This window comes from Pantoea sp. B65 (assembly GCF_047308185.1).
Taxonomy (GTDB): Bacteria; Pseudomonadota; Gammaproteobacteria; order Enterobacterales; family Enterobacteriaceae; genus Erwinia.
Map to the genome: position 1 here is coordinate 43,953 of NZ_JAHXPU010000044.1, position 14,157 is coordinate 58,109.

General features: G+C 54.3%; 15 protein-coding genes. 7 read left to right on the forward strand and 8 right to left on the reverse strand.

Annotated elements, in window-relative coordinates:
• Nucleotides 1–16: 16 nt before the first annotated feature.
• Nucleotides 17–1,135: a diguanylate cyclase gene (locus tag JWF83_RS22805; protein WP_413653042.1), complete on the forward strand. Its 1,119-nt coding sequence runs from the start codon at nucleotides 17–19 to the stop codon at nucleotides 1,133–1,135.
• 86 nt (nucleotides 1,136–1,221) lie between these two features.
• On the opposite strand, the gene cpxP is transcribed toward JWF83_RS22805, so the two are convergent.
• Nucleotides 1,222–1,737, reverse strand: coding sequence for a cell-envelope stress modulator CpxP (gene cpxP / locus JWF83_RS22810; protein WP_413652795.1), 516 nt, complete (start codon nucleotides 1,735–1,737; stop codon nucleotides 1,222–1,224).
• 151 nt (nucleotides 1,738–1,888) lie between these two features.
• On the opposite strand from cpxP, the gene cpxR reads away from it, so the two are divergent.
• Genes cpxR through trmL form a run of 3 tightly spaced genes read left to right on the forward strand, consistent with a single transcriptional unit; the run spans nucleotide 1,889 to nucleotide 4,471 of the window.
• Nucleotides 1,889–2,587, forward strand: a complete 699-nt coding sequence (cpxR, locus tag JWF83_RS22815; RefSeq protein WP_413652796.1) for an envelope stress response regulator transcription factor CpxR — start codon at nucleotides 1,889–1,891, stop codon at nucleotides 2,585–2,587.
• Nucleotides 2,584–3,957, forward strand: a complete 1,374-nt coding sequence (gene cpxA / locus JWF83_RS22820; RefSeq protein ID WP_413652797.1) for an envelope stress sensor histidine kinase CpxA — start codon at nucleotides 2,584–2,586, stop codon at nucleotides 3,955–3,957. The genes cpxR and cpxA overlap by 4 nt, the downstream gene beginning before the upstream one ends.
• Nucleotides 3,958–4,000: 43 nt before the next feature.
• Nucleotides 4,001–4,471, forward strand: coding sequence for a tRNA (uridine(34)/cytosine(34)/5-carboxymethylaminomethyluridine(34)-2'-O)-methyltransferase TrmL (trmL, locus tag JWF83_RS22825; RefSeq protein WP_413652798.1), 471 nt, complete (start codon nucleotides 4,001–4,003; stop codon nucleotides 4,469–4,471).
• A gap of 41 nt (nucleotides 4,472–4,512) precedes the next feature.
• Here the strand turns inward: trmL and cysE are convergent, their stop codons facing one another.
• From cysE to JWF83_RS22850, 5 genes are all read right to left on the reverse strand, one after another.
• On the reverse strand, nucleotides 4,513–5,334 hold the full coding sequence (gene cysE / locus JWF83_RS22830) for a serine O-acetyltransferase (RefSeq protein ID WP_413652799.1): 822 nt from the start codon (nucleotides 5,332–5,334) through the stop codon (nucleotides 4,513–4,515).
• Nucleotides 5,335–5,407: 73 nt separating this feature from the next.
• Nucleotides 5,408–6,427, reverse strand: a complete 1,020-nt coding sequence (gene gpsA, locus JWF83_RS22835) for an NAD(P)H-dependent glycerol-3-phosphate dehydrogenase (protein ID WP_413652800.1) — start codon at nucleotides 6,425–6,427, stop codon at nucleotides 5,408–5,410.
• Entirely contained in the window at nucleotides 6,427–6,891 is a 465-nt protein-coding gene (gene secB, locus JWF83_RS22840) for a protein-export chaperone SecB (protein WP_413652801.1), read from the reverse strand. The genes gpsA and secB overlap by 1 nt, the downstream gene beginning before the upstream one ends.
• A 48-nt stretch (nucleotides 6,892–6,939) precedes the next feature.
• Nucleotides 6,940–7,191, reverse strand: coding sequence for a glutaredoxin 3 (gene grxC / locus JWF83_RS22845; RefSeq protein WP_267142876.1), 252 nt, complete (start codon nucleotides 7,189–7,191; stop codon nucleotides 6,940–6,942).
• Between the two features lie 19 nt (nucleotides 7,192–7,210).
• Nucleotides 7,211–7,642, reverse strand: a complete 432-nt coding sequence (locus tag JWF83_RS22850) for a rhodanese-like domain-containing protein (protein ID WP_413652802.1) — start codon at nucleotides 7,640–7,642, stop codon at nucleotides 7,211–7,213.
• A 249-nt stretch (nucleotides 7,643–7,891) separates the two neighbouring features.
• Between JWF83_RS22850 and gpmM the strand changes: the two genes are divergently transcribed.
• Genes gpmM through JWF83_RS22865 form a run of 3 tightly spaced genes read left to right on the forward strand, consistent with a single transcriptional unit; the run spans nucleotide 7,892 to nucleotide 11,674 of the window.
• Nucleotides 7,892–9,436 (forward strand): 2,3-bisphosphoglycerate-independent phosphoglycerate mutase, encoded by a 1,545-nt coding sequence (gene gpmM, locus JWF83_RS22855; protein ID WP_413652803.1) that lies wholly within the window; start codon nucleotides 7,892–7,894, stop codon nucleotides 9,434–9,436.
• Between the two features lie 9 nt (nucleotides 9,437–9,445).
• Nucleotides 9,446–10,753 carry a murein hydrolase activator EnvC gene (gene envC / locus JWF83_RS22860; RefSeq protein WP_413652804.1) on the forward strand — a complete coding sequence of 436 codons (1,308 nt, stop codon included), beginning with the start codon at nucleotides 9,446–9,448 and terminating at the stop codon, nucleotides 10,751–10,753.
• 3 nt (nucleotides 10,754–10,756) lie between these two features.
• Complete coding sequence (locus tag JWF83_RS22865) at nucleotides 10,757–11,674, forward strand: divergent polysaccharide deacetylase family protein (protein WP_413652805.1); 918 nt, start codon at nucleotides 10,757–10,759, stop codon at nucleotides 11,672–11,674.
• A gap of 48 nt (nucleotides 11,675–11,722) precedes the next feature.
• On the opposite strand, the gene tdh is transcribed toward JWF83_RS22865, so the two are convergent.
• Both tdh and JWF83_RS22875 read right to left on the reverse strand, forming a co-directional pair.
• Nucleotides 11,723–12,748 (reverse strand): L-threonine 3-dehydrogenase, encoded by a 1,026-nt coding sequence (gene tdh / locus JWF83_RS22870; RefSeq protein ID WP_413652806.1) that lies wholly within the window; start codon nucleotides 12,746–12,748, stop codon nucleotides 11,723–11,725.
• Between the two features lie 11 nt (nucleotides 12,749–12,759).
• Nucleotides 12,760–13,956 carry a glycine C-acetyltransferase gene (locus JWF83_RS22875; protein WP_413652807.1) on the reverse strand — a complete coding sequence of 399 codons (1,197 nt, stop codon included), beginning with the start codon at nucleotides 13,954–13,956 and terminating at the stop codon, nucleotides 12,760–12,762.
• Between the last annotated feature and the right edge of the window lie 201 nt (nucleotides 13,957–14,157).

Sequence of the window (14,157 nt, forward strand, 5' to 3'; positions counted from 1 at the left end):
GACCATTACTCTACGTATGCTGCAGGCTGAAGTGATGCCCTTGCTTCCCACTGATGACGAATATTTAAGGATCCGCAGTTTGCGCTTTGTTCGTCGCATGTTTTTGATGCGTCAGCTGGGAACATTTCTGTGTTTTTTCCCCATAATGTCGGTTCTGCTGGAAAACGGCGCCCCCAAAATAACCTTAGCCATACTGGCACTGAATGCCTTTTTATGGCCGGCCGTCGCCTATCTGGTAAGTAGCCGGTCGAAGGATCTGATTAAGGTTGAACAGCGCAGCCTGACTATCGATGCCGTCTGGGGCGGGCTTTGGGTCGCCCTGATGGGCATTAGCCCGATGCCCGCGTTTATCATCCTTGCGATTCAAATTTCTGATCGCTATGCCGCTGGCGGCTGGAAACAGCTACGACCGGCCCTGTTGGCTTTTTCCCTGACGTTTATTAGCGTCTGGTCAATAACCGGATACCCGATCAGGTTAACCTTCAGCCCGCAAACCGTCTGGCTTACCCTGCCACTGGCAACCCTGTACCTGGTGGCGCTGAGCGTCCTTTCGCGCCAGCTGACGGTGCGACTACGCGATAAAAGCCGCGAATTTGAACGGGTGGCGCTGCTGGATCCGCGTCTGCATATCCCCAATCGTCGGTTGTTTGAACAACGGCTGTCCAGTGCCTGGCTGCAATCGCAACGCGGCGCCCTCACGGCCTGGCTGATGCTGCTGGATGTCGACAACTTTAAGCAGGTGAATGATACCTACGGCCATGAAGTTGGTGATTTTCTGCTGGCAGAAATATCCGAGGCGTTGCGGGATGTGATCAATGTGAAGGACGTTCCGGCAAGGTTTGGTGGAGATGAGCTGGCAGTCATTGTCAATAATGGCCATCCGCGCGAGATTTTCCAGTTAGCCGGGAAGATACTGAAAAGAGTTGAAAAAATCCGCCTTCCCTGCGATGAGGCCTATCGCTGTACCGTCAGTATTGGTATCACCTCGGCAAAATCGGCCGCGTCGGCTTCGGAATGGCTGCGCTACGCCGACCACGCGCTGTATGAAACCAAAAGAGCGGGTAAAAACGGTTTCAGCATGTCCGATGGACTTGTCAGCTTAAACAATACGCAGGAGCCGGAGACAGAAGCGTAGCCATTTCTTACCGGCAAAAAAAAACCCCTCATCATGAGGGGGAAGACAGGGATGGTGTCTATGGCAAGGAAAACAGGGATACTATGTTACTGGTTACTGCCGGTACTACTCACTGCCTGCAGCGGTGCGGATTGCTGCATATTCGTTAGCTTGCGCATTTCATCCATGCGCTGCTGATGTTGCTTTTCTAAAACGTCCTGCTGGCCGGGCGTTAGCAGGTGATACATCTGGTTACGTACACGGGCCATTTCGACCTGCCGCGCAACCTGAGCTTGTGCTAACTTTTCTGCCAGAGCCTTGACGGCCGTTTCATTAAATTTGTCTGCAATGACTAAGTCATGCATGGTTTCTAAGTCGCTAATACTAATGGGAGAACGTTCATGACGCGCTTGCTGCATCAGATCTCGCATTTGCTGACGCTGCTGTTCTGTCAGGTTGATGCCATCAAACATGTGACTTTGCGAATTTTGCGTCATACTGCGATTCGTCAATCCATCGTCATCCTGATGCATCTCGTCAATCGTCGTTACGTCTGCTGCCCATGCGCTGGAGAAACTGACTACCATCGCTGAAACAATGACGACGGCGGTTAAGTTGCGCATCGTTCACTCCCGGTTACGTTTCCGTATTTCGATTCAACGAGGTTCAGTGTACGGGTGTGGCTGCAAACTAGCGTCAGGGGGTGTAAAACTACGTAAAGCGATGGATTGAGGCCATGGGATCAAGGTATTTTGCCTGCGGAGGGAAATAAAAATGAATAAAATCCTGTTGGTTGACGATGACCGCGAATTAACTTCGCTACTGAAAGAATTACTGGAAATGGAAGGGTTCGAAGTCGTGGTTGCCAGTGATGGCGAGCAGGCGCTCAACATTCTGGACAGCTCCATCGACCTGTTATTACTTGATGTCATGATGCCGAAGAAAAACGGTATCGACACGTTGAAGGAATTACGCCAGCAGCATCAAACGCCGGTCATTATGCTGACCGCGCGCGGTAGCGAGCTGGATCGCGTTCTGGGGCTTGAGCTCGGTGCAGATGACTATCTGCCTAAGCCATTCAACGATCGTGAACTGGTGGCGCGTATACGTGCCATTTTACGGCGTTCAAACTGGAGTGAACAACAACAGCAGCATGACAATAGCTCCCCGACGCTGGAAGTCGATTTTCTGCGCCTGAATCCAGGCCGTCAGGAAGCCAGCTTCGACGGCGTGACGCTCGATTTAACCGGCACGGAGTTCACCCTGCTTTACTTACTGGCACAGCATCTCGGTCAGGTAGTGTCGCGTGAACATTTAAGTCAGGAAGTGCTTGGCAAGCGCCTGACGCCATTTGATCGCGCCATTGATATGCATATTTCCAATCTTCGCCGCAAATTGCCTGAGCGTCGTGACGGGCATCCGTGGTTTAAAACCTTACGTGGACGCGGGTATTTAATGGTTTCCGCAACATGATAAGCAGTTTGACCACCCGCATCTTCGCCATTTTCTGGCTGACCCTGGCCCTGGTGTTGATGCTGGTACTGATGGTTCCGAAACTCGATTCCCGCCAGATGACCTCGCTGCTCGAAAGTGAGCAGCGCCAGGGGATCATGATTGAACAGCATGTTGAAGCCGAGCTGGGGCACGATCCGCCGAACGACCTGATGTGGTGGCGTCGGCTGTTTCGTGCCATTGATAAATGGGCCCCACCCGGCCAGCGGCTGCTGCTGGTCACCAGTGAAGGCCGCGTGATTGGCGCCCAGCACAATGAAATGCAGATTATCCGTAACTTTATCGGTCAGTCTGACAACGCCGATCATCCGCAGAAAAAGAAATATGGCCGCGTTGAGCTGGTTGGTCCCTTTTCGGTACGTGACGGCGAAGATAATTACCAGCTGTATATGATCCGCCCGGCGGGCAGTTCACAACTGGATTTTATCAATCTGCTGTTTGATCGTCCGTTACTGCTACTGATTGTCACCATGTTAATCAGCTCTCCGTTACTGCTGTGGCTGGCCTGGAGTCTGGCAAAACCCGCGCGCAAGCTAAAACATGCGGCGGATGAAGTGGCCAGCGGCAATCTGCGCCAGCATCCGGAACTGGAGGCAGGCCCACAAGAGTTCCTCGCTGCCGGATCGAGCTTTAACCAGATGGTGAGCGCGCTGGAAAGAATGATGAGCGCCCAGCAGCGTCTGCTTTCCGATATTTCCCATGAGTTACGCACCCCGCTGACACGCCTGCAGCTGGCAACCGCCCTGATGCGTCGTCGTCACGGCGAAGGCAAGGAGCTACAACGCATTGAGATGGAAGCACAGCGTCTGGATGGCATGATCAATGATCTGCTGGTGTTGTCGCGCACTCAGCATAAAAATGCGCTGGTCAGTGAAGCGATGAAAGCTAATCAGCTCTGGGCTGGTGTGCTGGACGACGCGAAATTTGAGGCCGAGCAGATGGGCAAAACGCTGGAGATCCCTTATCCACCGGGACCCTGGCCGCTGTACGGTAATCCGAATGCACTGGATAGCGCGCTGGAAAATATTGTACGTAATGCGCTGCGTTACTCACATGAGAAGATTTCCGTCAGCTTCTCGGTCGATAACCAGGGAATTACGGTGCATGTTGACGACGACGGCCCGGGCGTCAGTGCCGACGATCGCGAACAAATTTTTCGTCCCTTCTACCGCACCGACGAAGCGCGCGATCGTGAATCAGGCGGCACCGGCCTGGGTCTGGCAATTGTTGAGACCGCCATTCAGCAGCATCGCGGCTGGGTGAAGGCTGATGACAGTCCGTTAGGTGGTTTACGTCTGACCATTTGGCTGCCGCTGTACTCCAGCCGCTGATATTTTGCTATCCTGCGGCCCTCGCTCTTGAGGGTCGCTACTGATGTTAAATATTGTTTTATTTGAACCTGAAATCCCACCCAATACCGGCAACATTATTCGCCTGTGCGCCAATACTGGTTTTCTGCTGCATCTGATTGAACCGCTGGGCTTCGCCTGGGATGATAAGCGTCTGCGTCGCGCAGGTCTGGATTATCATGAGTTCACCCATATTAAACGCCATGCCGACTACAGCGCTTTTCTCACCGCAGAAGCGCCACAGCGCCTGTTTGCGCTAACCACTAAAGGCACGCCCGCCCACAGCGCGGTAAGCTATCAGGCGGGGGATTATTTGCTGTTTGGCCCCGAAACGCGCGGCTTGCCGGCAACGATTCTTGATGCCCTGCCGGCGCAACACAAAATCCGTATCCCGATGCAGCCGGATAGTCGCAGCATGAATTTGTCGAACGCAGTGTCAGTGGTGGTGTATGAAGCGTGGCGGCAGTTAGACTATGCCGGGGCGTTAATTAAATAATCGTGCGCAAAAATTCCGGGGCGTTACTGACACAGGCAGGTTCAGATGCCGTCGCCGAACTCGAAGCCGGACACCATACCATTAAAATGCTGATCCATCTCCATCGATGGTTTTTCACTGCCCGGCTTGCCAACAATCCGCGCGGGTACGCCGGCTGCGGTAGTATGCGGCGGGATCGGTTGTAGCACTACCGAACCGGCGCCAATTTTCGCGCCGCGGCCGACTTCAATATTGCCAAGAATTTTGGCGCCGGCGCCAATCATCACCCCTTCACGGATCTTCGGATGACGGTCGCCGCTGGTTTTGCCGGTACCGCCCAGCGTAACCGACTGCAGAATGGAGACATCATTTTCCACCACCGCTGTTTCACCAATCACAATACCGGTGGCGTGGTCGAGCATAATGCCGTGGCCGATGCGCGCAGCAGGATGGATATCGACTGCAAACGAAACTGAGATTTCATTTTGCAGATAGACCGCCAGCGCACGGCGCCCTTCATTCCACAACCAGTGGCCAATACGGTACGCCTGCAACGCATGAAAACCCTTCAGATAGAGCAATGGCGTAGAGTATTTATCCACCGCCGGGTCACGCTGGCGCACCGCCTGAATATCCAGGGCCGCCGAAGCGATCATCGAGGGGTCCCGGCTGTACGCTTCTTCAATAATTTCGCGAATGGCGATGGCTGGCATAATCGGGTTAGCGAGTTTATTCGCCAGCATATAACTCAGCGCACTGCCGAGGTTTTCATGCTTCAGCAATGTCGCGTGGTAAAAACTGGCCAGCATCGGCTCACAGTCCGCAAGTGAACGGGCTTCTGCTTTGATGTTATTCCAGACCAGTTCTAACTCTTCAGACGGCATTGCTCTCTCCCGATAAAAAAACAGCGCCCGGCAAAACCGGTACGCTACAGGTAAAAGTACTGAGCTTCCTGCCTCAGCGCGGGCTGTTTTCATCCTTCCTTGCACGACCCAGCAGGGTCAATGCTGCCTCGCGGGCACTTTTTCCGCAATACAGTACCTGATAAATTTGCTCAGTTATTGGCATTTCCACGCCATAGCGAGCAGCTAACGCTTTGACTTCTTTTGTATTGCGGTAACCTTCTACCACCTGGCCGATGGTGGTCTGAGCGCTTTCAACATCCGCACCCTGCCCCAGCATCATGCCAAAACGTCGGTTACGTGACTGGTTGTCGGTACAGGTCAGCACCAGATCGCCTAACCCGGCCATTCCCATAAAGGTAGTGGGATCAGCACCCAGTGCGCTACCCAGTCGGGTCATTTCAGACAGCCCGCGGGTAATTAGCGCAGTACGCGCATTGGCGCCAAAACCGATACCGTCAGAAATGCCGGCGCCGATAGCAATCACGTTTTTCACCGCGCCGCCAAGCTGCACGCCGATAAAGTCAGGGTTGTTATAAACGCGAAAGCTTTTGCCACAGTGCAATAACTGCTGCAGATCTTCGGCAAATTGCGGATCCGTCGCCGCCAGAGCAATGGCGGTGGGTAAACCGGCCGCCAGCTCTTTCGCAAAGGTTGGGCCGGAGATCACCGCCAGCGGAATCGCATCGCCCAGAATCTCACGCGCCACATCCTGCAACAGACGCCCGGTCTCTTTTTCCAGCCCTTTAGTCGCCCAGACAATGCGTGAATCAGCACGTAACAGCGGCTTAATCTGACGCAACACGTCTCCGAAGACATGGCTTGGCACCACCACCAGCAAATCACGGCTGGCAGCAATCGCCTGCCGGAGATCGCTCTCTAACAGCAGAGTATCGGGGAAAGGGACATCGGGAAGAAAAGCGACATTACAGCGGTCGGCTTGCAACTGCGCCTGATGTTGGGGGTTATGGCCCCACATCAACACCTGGTGACCATTACGCGCCAGCGTAATAGCCAGGGCGGTGCCGTACGAGCCGGCACCGATAACGGTCATAGACACGTTAAGATTTTTCATCAGGCATCCTGACGGGGTTCTGCACCTTCACCCTGCTGCTGCAGATAGTTCATAAACAGCGCATCAAAGTTTACTGGCGCAAGGTTCAACTGCGGGAAAGTACCGCGAGAAACCAGGCTGGTGATGCACTCGCGGGCATACGGGAACAGGATGTTCGGGCAGTATGCGCCAAGGCAATGCGCCATCTGATTACCGTCGATACCGGAAATACTAAAGATCCCGGCCTGCTGTACTTCACACAGGAACGCCGCATCTTCTTCAACAGTAGCCGTTACGGTAACGCGCAGAACGACTTCAAACACACCATCCGCCAGCTGGCTGGATGCCGTGTCCAGATCCAGTTTCACTTCCGGTTCCCACTCTTTCTGGAAAACCTGCGGTGCGTTCGGCGCTTCAAAAGAGATATCTTTAGTGTAGATACGCTGAATCTGGAAAGACATTTCGCTGGAGCTTTGTTCTGACATTTTACTCAATCCTATTCGTTAATAATCCATCATCGCGCTGGCGGAGCTTCATTTCAACAGCGGGTCGAGCCCTGCGCGTCCATCCAACGCATATAAATCGTCACAGCCGCCAATGTGCTGCGCATCGATAAAAATTTGAGGTACGGTCGTCCGGCCGCTACGTTTAATCATCTCTTCCCGCTTATCGGCGTCGCCATCAATGGGGATTTCCTGAAACGCCACGCCTTTCTCGCTCAGCAGTGCTTTTGCACGATGGCAAAACGGGCAGGTCGCTTTGGTATAGATCTCTACGTTAGCCATTTACAGTACCTCGAAAAGGTTATTTTCCACGAACGAGGGGCAGATTATCGCCGCTCCAGCCCGCCACGCCTTCTTTAAGCACCGATACCTGCGCAAATCCGGCAGCACTTAGCTGAGCTGCAGACTCTGCCGCTGAGGTTCCGGTGGCACAAACGACAATCACAGGCTGAGCTTTATGCTTTTCCAGCTCACCCAGGTTGCCCTTCTTAATATCTGCCGCAACCACGTTCAGTGCGCCAGAGATATGACCTTTACGATAGTCATCACGTGAACGGACGTCGACCACAACAGCATCTTCTTTGTTGATCTGACGTGTCGCTTCACCACGACTAATAGTTTTTACATTGGAGAACATGCCCTTAACGGTGGTCACGATCACCAAAACCAGCAAGACAACCCACGCCATACAGAGTACTGGGTGATTGCTTGCGAATTGCATAATTTCTTGCATGAGGGGTAACAACTCCCGACAGGGTTAATAAGCTAAAACAAGGTTTCTGAGTATACCTGCGCTACTTCTCATGTACAGTCGCGAAGCCGCCAGAGTTACGTTTTATGCGGTAGATTCCAAAAAAAAGTGCCATCACGCTGAAAACTATTATTCCAGACCACCTTGCTTTGATCTTAAGCGGCTATTTGTTGCACGCCCTCATAGTAAACTCGCGCCAATTTTTTAGTTTGCTGAGAAGAGGTTGTTGCAATGTCAGGTAAGAAAAAACCACTGGTTTTAGTGATTCTCGACGGTTATGGCTATCGCGAAGCGCGCGAAGATAACGCCATTCTGAATGCCCATACGCCGGTCATGGATGCACTCTGGGCAACCAAACCGCATCTGCTGATTAAGGCTTCCGGGCTGGATGTGGGTTTGCCAGACGGACAAATGGGCAATTCCGAAGTCGGTCATGTCAATCTGGGCGCCGGACGCATCGTCTATCAGGATCTGACCCGCCTCGACAAAGCGATTATTGATGGCGACTTCTTTACCAATCCAACCCTCGTCAGGGCGGTAGACGGCGCGGTGCAGGCCGGTAAAGCGGTGCACATTATGGGATTACTGTCAGCGGGCGGCGTGCACAGCCATGAAGCTCATATCGCGGCAATGATTGAGCTGGCTGCGGCGCGCGGCGCCACGGCGATTTACCTGCATGCCTTCCTTGATGGCCGTGATACACCGCCGCGCAGCGCGCAGAGTTCGCTGGCGACTATCGACCAGCTGTTTGCCCGCCTCGGGACTGGCCGCATCGCTTCGGTGATTGGCCGCTACTTTGCCATGGATCGCGACAACCGTTGGGATCGCGTGCAGCTGGCCTATGATCTGATTAGCCAGGGTAAAGGCGAATTCCGCATGGCTGATGCGCAGAGCGCGCTGGCGGCAGCTTACGCCCGCGGAGAAAACGACGAGTTTGTGAAACCGACGGTAATTGGCAACGACCAGCAGAGTGATGCGGCATTACAGGATGGCGATGCGCTGATTTTTATGAACTTCCGCGCCGACCGTGCCCGCCAGATAAGCCGCGCATTTGTAAGTAAAGATTTCGACGCTTTCAAGCGCGAAAAAGTGGTTAACGCGGATTTTATTATGTTAACTGAGTACGCCGAGGATATTTCCGCCCCTTGCGCTTACCCACCCGCTGCATTAGTAAACACCCTCGGTGAGTGGCTGACGCTGCACGAGAAAACCCAGCTGCGCATTTCTGAAACCGAAAAATATGCCCATGTCACCTTCTTCTTTAACGGCGGTGTAGAGCAGCCATTTAAGGGTGAAGATCGTATTTTAATTAAATCGCCGAACGTTGCCACCTACGATCTACAGCCAGAAATGAGCTCGGCAGAACTGACGGATAAACTGCTCACGGCGATCACCAGCGGCAATTACGACACCATTATCTGCAATTATCCAAATGGCGATATGGTGGGCCATACCGGGGTCTATGACGCTGCGGTCCACGCGGTCGAAGCTCTCGACGGCTGTGTGTCGCAGATCGTGACCGCCGTTAAACTGGTTGGCGGTCAATTACTGATTACTGCCGATCACGGTAATGCCGAACAGATGCGTGATGCCAGCACCGGCCAGGCACATACCGCACACACCAGCCTGCCAGTACCCCTGATTTATATTGGCCCGAAAAGCGTAACGGCTGCTGCTGATGGCAAACTCTCCGATATCGCACCAACAATGTTGTCACTGATGGAAATGGAAATCCCCGCAGAGATGACTGGTAAGCCGCTGTTCATCGTGGAATAATCCTTTCCCATGAGGGAAAAAGCGGCAGTTTCATATCTAAGGACCCGGGGTAACGGATCAGCCAGACGCATGCCGTTGCACTCAAGATTGTCCACTCTGTCCGCCAGCGTGTTATGCGCTGGCGTTTTACTGCTGCCCGTTTATAGCCAGGCCGCCGACGATAACAAATCCCAGCTCCAGTCCATCCAGCAGGATATTGCCGAGAAGGAAAAGAGCGTCAAACTGCAAAAGCAGCAGCGTAGTCAGTTGCTCACTCAATTGCAGAGTCAGGAAAAAGCCATCGCCGAGGCCAGCCGTAAACTGCGCAGCACACAAACCTCCCTTACCGCGCTGGATACAGAGATCGTCGCCCTTAACGCGTCGATTAGCAAACTGCAGAAACAACAAACTGAGCAGGAAAAACTGCTGGCGCAACAGCTGGATGCAGCCTTCCGTCAGGGGCAACATAGTGGTTTGCAACTGGTACTGAGCGGCGAAGAGAGCCAGCGCAGCGAACGTATTCTTGCCTATTTCGGTTATCTGAATGAGGCGCGGCAAAAAAATATCGACGAGTTGCAACAAACGCGCAGCGAACTGACGGCGCAGAAAGCCTCACTGGTCGATAAGCAGGCGCAACAGAAATCACTGCTCAGCGAGCAGCAAAGCCAGCAAACGAAGCTCGAACAGGCGCGTGTCGCGCGGCAAAAAACCATTACCACGCTGGAGTCTTCTCTGGAAAAAGATCAGGCCCAGTTAGTGGAAATGCGTCAGAACCAGGCCCGTCTGCAGGAGAAGATCGCCAAAGCCGAACGCGAAGCGCGCGCCCGCGCCGAACGTGAAGCGCAGGAAGCCGAACGCGTTCGTGCCCGTCAGGAGCAGGCGAAGAATAAAGGCACCACCTATAAACCGACAGAGAGCGAGCGCTCACTGATATCGCGCACCGGTGGGCTGGGCCGCGCCGGTGGTCAGGCGATATGGCCGGTTCGTGGCAGGATTGAGCATCGCTTTGGCGAAACGCTGCAGGGCGAACTACGCTGGAAAGGCCTGGTGATTAACGCACCAGAAGGCACCGAAGTGAAAGCCATCGCTGATGGTCGCGTGTTAATGGCCGACTGGCTGCAGGGCTATGGTCTGGTGGTGGTGGTCGAACACGGAAAAGGCGATATGAGCCTGTATGGTTACAACCAAAGTGCACTGGTGAGCGTGGGAACCCAGGTTAAGGCAGGAGAGCCAATCGCGCTGGTCGGTACCAGCGGCGGCCGGGGCACGCCTTCACTCTATTTTGAAATCAGACGACAGGGACAGGCCGTCAATCCACTGCCGTGGTTAGGAAGATAAGTCTTGTTTCAGCGCGTAAAATTTACCGGGCTGCTGAGCAGTCTGCTGTTTGCCTGCTCAGTCCATGCCGGGAAACTGGCAATCGTTATTGACGATTTCGGCTATCGACCCGCTCAGGAAAATCAGGTTTTGCAGATGCCGGCGGCAGTTTCCGTCGCCGTGCTGCCTAACGCCCCCCATGCCCGTGAGATGGCGACCAAAGCTCATCAGCGCGGCCATGAAGTTCTGATCCATCTGCCGATGGCGCCGCTCAGCAAGCAACCGCTGGAAAAAGATACCCTACGTCCGGATATGAGCAGTGCCGAAATTGAACGGATCATCAGCGACGCGACGCAGGATGTCCCGTATGCGGTGGGTCTGAACAATCATATGGGCAGCGCCATGACCTCCAGCCTGTCTGGTATGCAGAAAGTGATGCAGGTACTGGATCATTACAACTTTTACTTCCTCGACAGCATGACCATCGGCAACAGCCAGTCCACCCGTGCGGCGACGGGAACCAGCGTGAAGGTGATTAAACGCCGCGTGTTCCTTGATGACAGCCAGAATGAAGCCGAGATCCGCCAGCAGTTTACCCGCGCGGTGCGGCTGGCTCAGCGTGATGGTTCCGCCATCGCTATCGGCCACCCGCATCCAACCACCGTCAAAGTGCTGCAGCAGATGCTGCCAACGCTGCCGGGGGATATTACGCTGGTGCGCCCCAGCCAGCTACTTAACGAACCACAGCGCCTTAACAACCAGCCGTTGCCGCCGGAAAGTAAGCCGATGCAGCCAGACAAGCCGCGTAATCCATTCCACGGTAGCGAGCTTTGCGTGACGAAACACCCACCGCAGCCGGTACCGGCTACGCGCGCACTGAGCATTCTTGGCGACAGTATCGCTAATAGTTATGTGGTGAAAACCCTGAGAAGCCTGTTCTGACCGGGCACGGGCGGCATGTCGCGCTATGCCGCCCACCGGTTAAAATAATCAATCCCAGCTCAGCACCACTTTCCCGGACTGCCCGGAGCGCATCACGTCAAAACCCTGCTGAAACTGGTCGATGCTGTAGCGATGAGTAATTATCGGCGTTAAATCCAGGCCGGACTGAATCAGCGCCGCCATCTTGTACCAGGTTTCAAACATCTCACGGCCATAAATCCCTTTGATAAACAGCCCTTTAAAGATTACCTGATGCCAGTCGATGGCCATCTCTGCGGGAGGGATGCCCAGCAACGCAATACGGCCGCCGTGATTCATCGCGCCCAACAGCGTGCGGAATGCCGGTGGCGCGCCGGACATCTCCAGCCCGACATCAAAACCTTCGGTCATCCCCAGCTCACTCATCACCTGATCGAGGTTCTGATGATTAACGTTCACCGCTCGCGTGACCCCCATACTGCGCGCCAGCGCCAGACGATAGTCGTTTACGTCGGTGATCACCACATGACGGGCACCTACATGTTTACACACCGCTGCCGCCATAATGCCTATTGGTCCGGCGCCCGACACCAGCACATCTTCGCCGACTAAATCAAAAGAGAGTGCGGTGTGTACCGCATTGCCGAAAGGATCGAAGATCGCCGCCAGCTCATCGGAAATATTGTCGGGGATTTTAAACGCGTTAAATGCCGGGATCACCAGATACTCGGCAAAACAGCCCTGGCGGTTGACGCCGACGCCGACGCTATTACGGCACAAATGGGTGCGCCCTGCGCGACAATTACGGCAGTGCCCACAGGTAATATGACCTTCGCCCGATACCCGGTCACCAGGCTGGTAGCCGCTGACTTCCTGGCCAACGGCGACAACTTCGCCGACATACTCATGGCCGATAATCATCGGCACCGGAATAGTCTTCTGCGACCATTCATCCCAGTTGTAGATATGCACGTCGGTGCCGCAGATGGCGGTTTTACGAATTTTAATCAGTAAATCGTTATGCCCGGGCTGCGGAATCGGCGCCCCGGTCATCCAGATCCCCGCTTCCGCTTTCAGTTTCGCCAGTGCTTTCATGGTTTCACCCCTCAGGCGATCACATTAAGTTGCTTACCAATGCGCGTGAAGGCTTCCACCGCACGTACCAGCTGCTGCTGGCTATGGCCGGCAGAGATCTGGGTACGAATTCGCGCCTGACCTTTCGGCACCACCGGATAGAAGAAACCGGTGACATAGATCCCCTCTTGTTGCAGCAGGCGCGCAAACTCCTGCGCCACCGCCGCTTCGCCCAGCATCACCGGAATAATGGCGTGATCGGCACCGGCGAGGGTAAAGCCGGCTTTGGTCATCTCTGCGCGGAAGAAACGGGCGTTATCCCACAAGCGCTGGCGCAGACCATCGCCTTCCGCCAGCATATCCAGCACGCGTATTGATGCGGCCACAATCGCCGGCGCCAGCGAGTTGGAGAACAGATAAGGTCGTGAGCGCTGACGCAGCCACTCCACGACCTCTTTTTTTGCGGCGGTATAGCCGCCGGAGGCGCCGCCCAGCGCTTTACCCAAGGTGCCGGTGATAATGTCGACGCGGCCCATTACCTCGCAGTATTCATGAGTGCCGCGACCGTTCGCGCCGACAAAACCGACCGCATGGGAGTCATCAACCATCACCAGCGCGCCATACTGCCCGGCCAGATCGCATACGCCACGCAGATTGGCGATGACGCCATCCATGGAAAACACGCCATCGGTGGCGATCATAATATGGCGCGCCCCCGCGGCTTTCGCCTCCTCCAGCCGGGCTTTCAGTTCACCCATATCGTTGTTGGCGTAGCGGTAGCGTCGGGCTTTGCATAAACGCACGCCGTCGATAATCGAAGCGTGATTTAGCGCATCAGAAATAATGGCATCCCCGGCCGTCAGCAACGTCTCAAACAGGCCGCCGTTGGCATCAAAGCAGGAGGAGTAAAGAATGGCATCTTCCATGCCGAGAAATTCCGCCAGCCGCTGTTCCAGCTGTTTATGGCTATCCTGGGTGCCGCAGATAAAACGTACCGAGGCCATACCATAGCCGTGGCTGTCCATTCCCTCTTTTGCCGCCAGGATCAGAGCCGGATGATTTGCCAGCCCGAGATAGTTATTGGCGCAAAAGTTGATGACATGATTGCCCTCGCCCACTTCGATCTCAGCCTGCTGCGCCGAAGTAATAATGCGCTCTTCTTTAAACAGACCTTCCTGACGGCTTTGCGCCAGTTGATCGTTGATTTGACGATAAAAATTCGCACTCATGTTTATCCTCCATAATCAGCCATTCTCTGGCACATATTACTGAAGAGAAAATTATTAAACGATATTTCGCCATACCAATTGTCAATTTTGCAGCATATATCACGCCATAAGATCGCAGTTACATTCCGTTACGGACTCATCTGGCTGTCTGCCCGGCAATGAAATGTTATGATGTGAGTTATAAGCGTATGAAACCTCCCG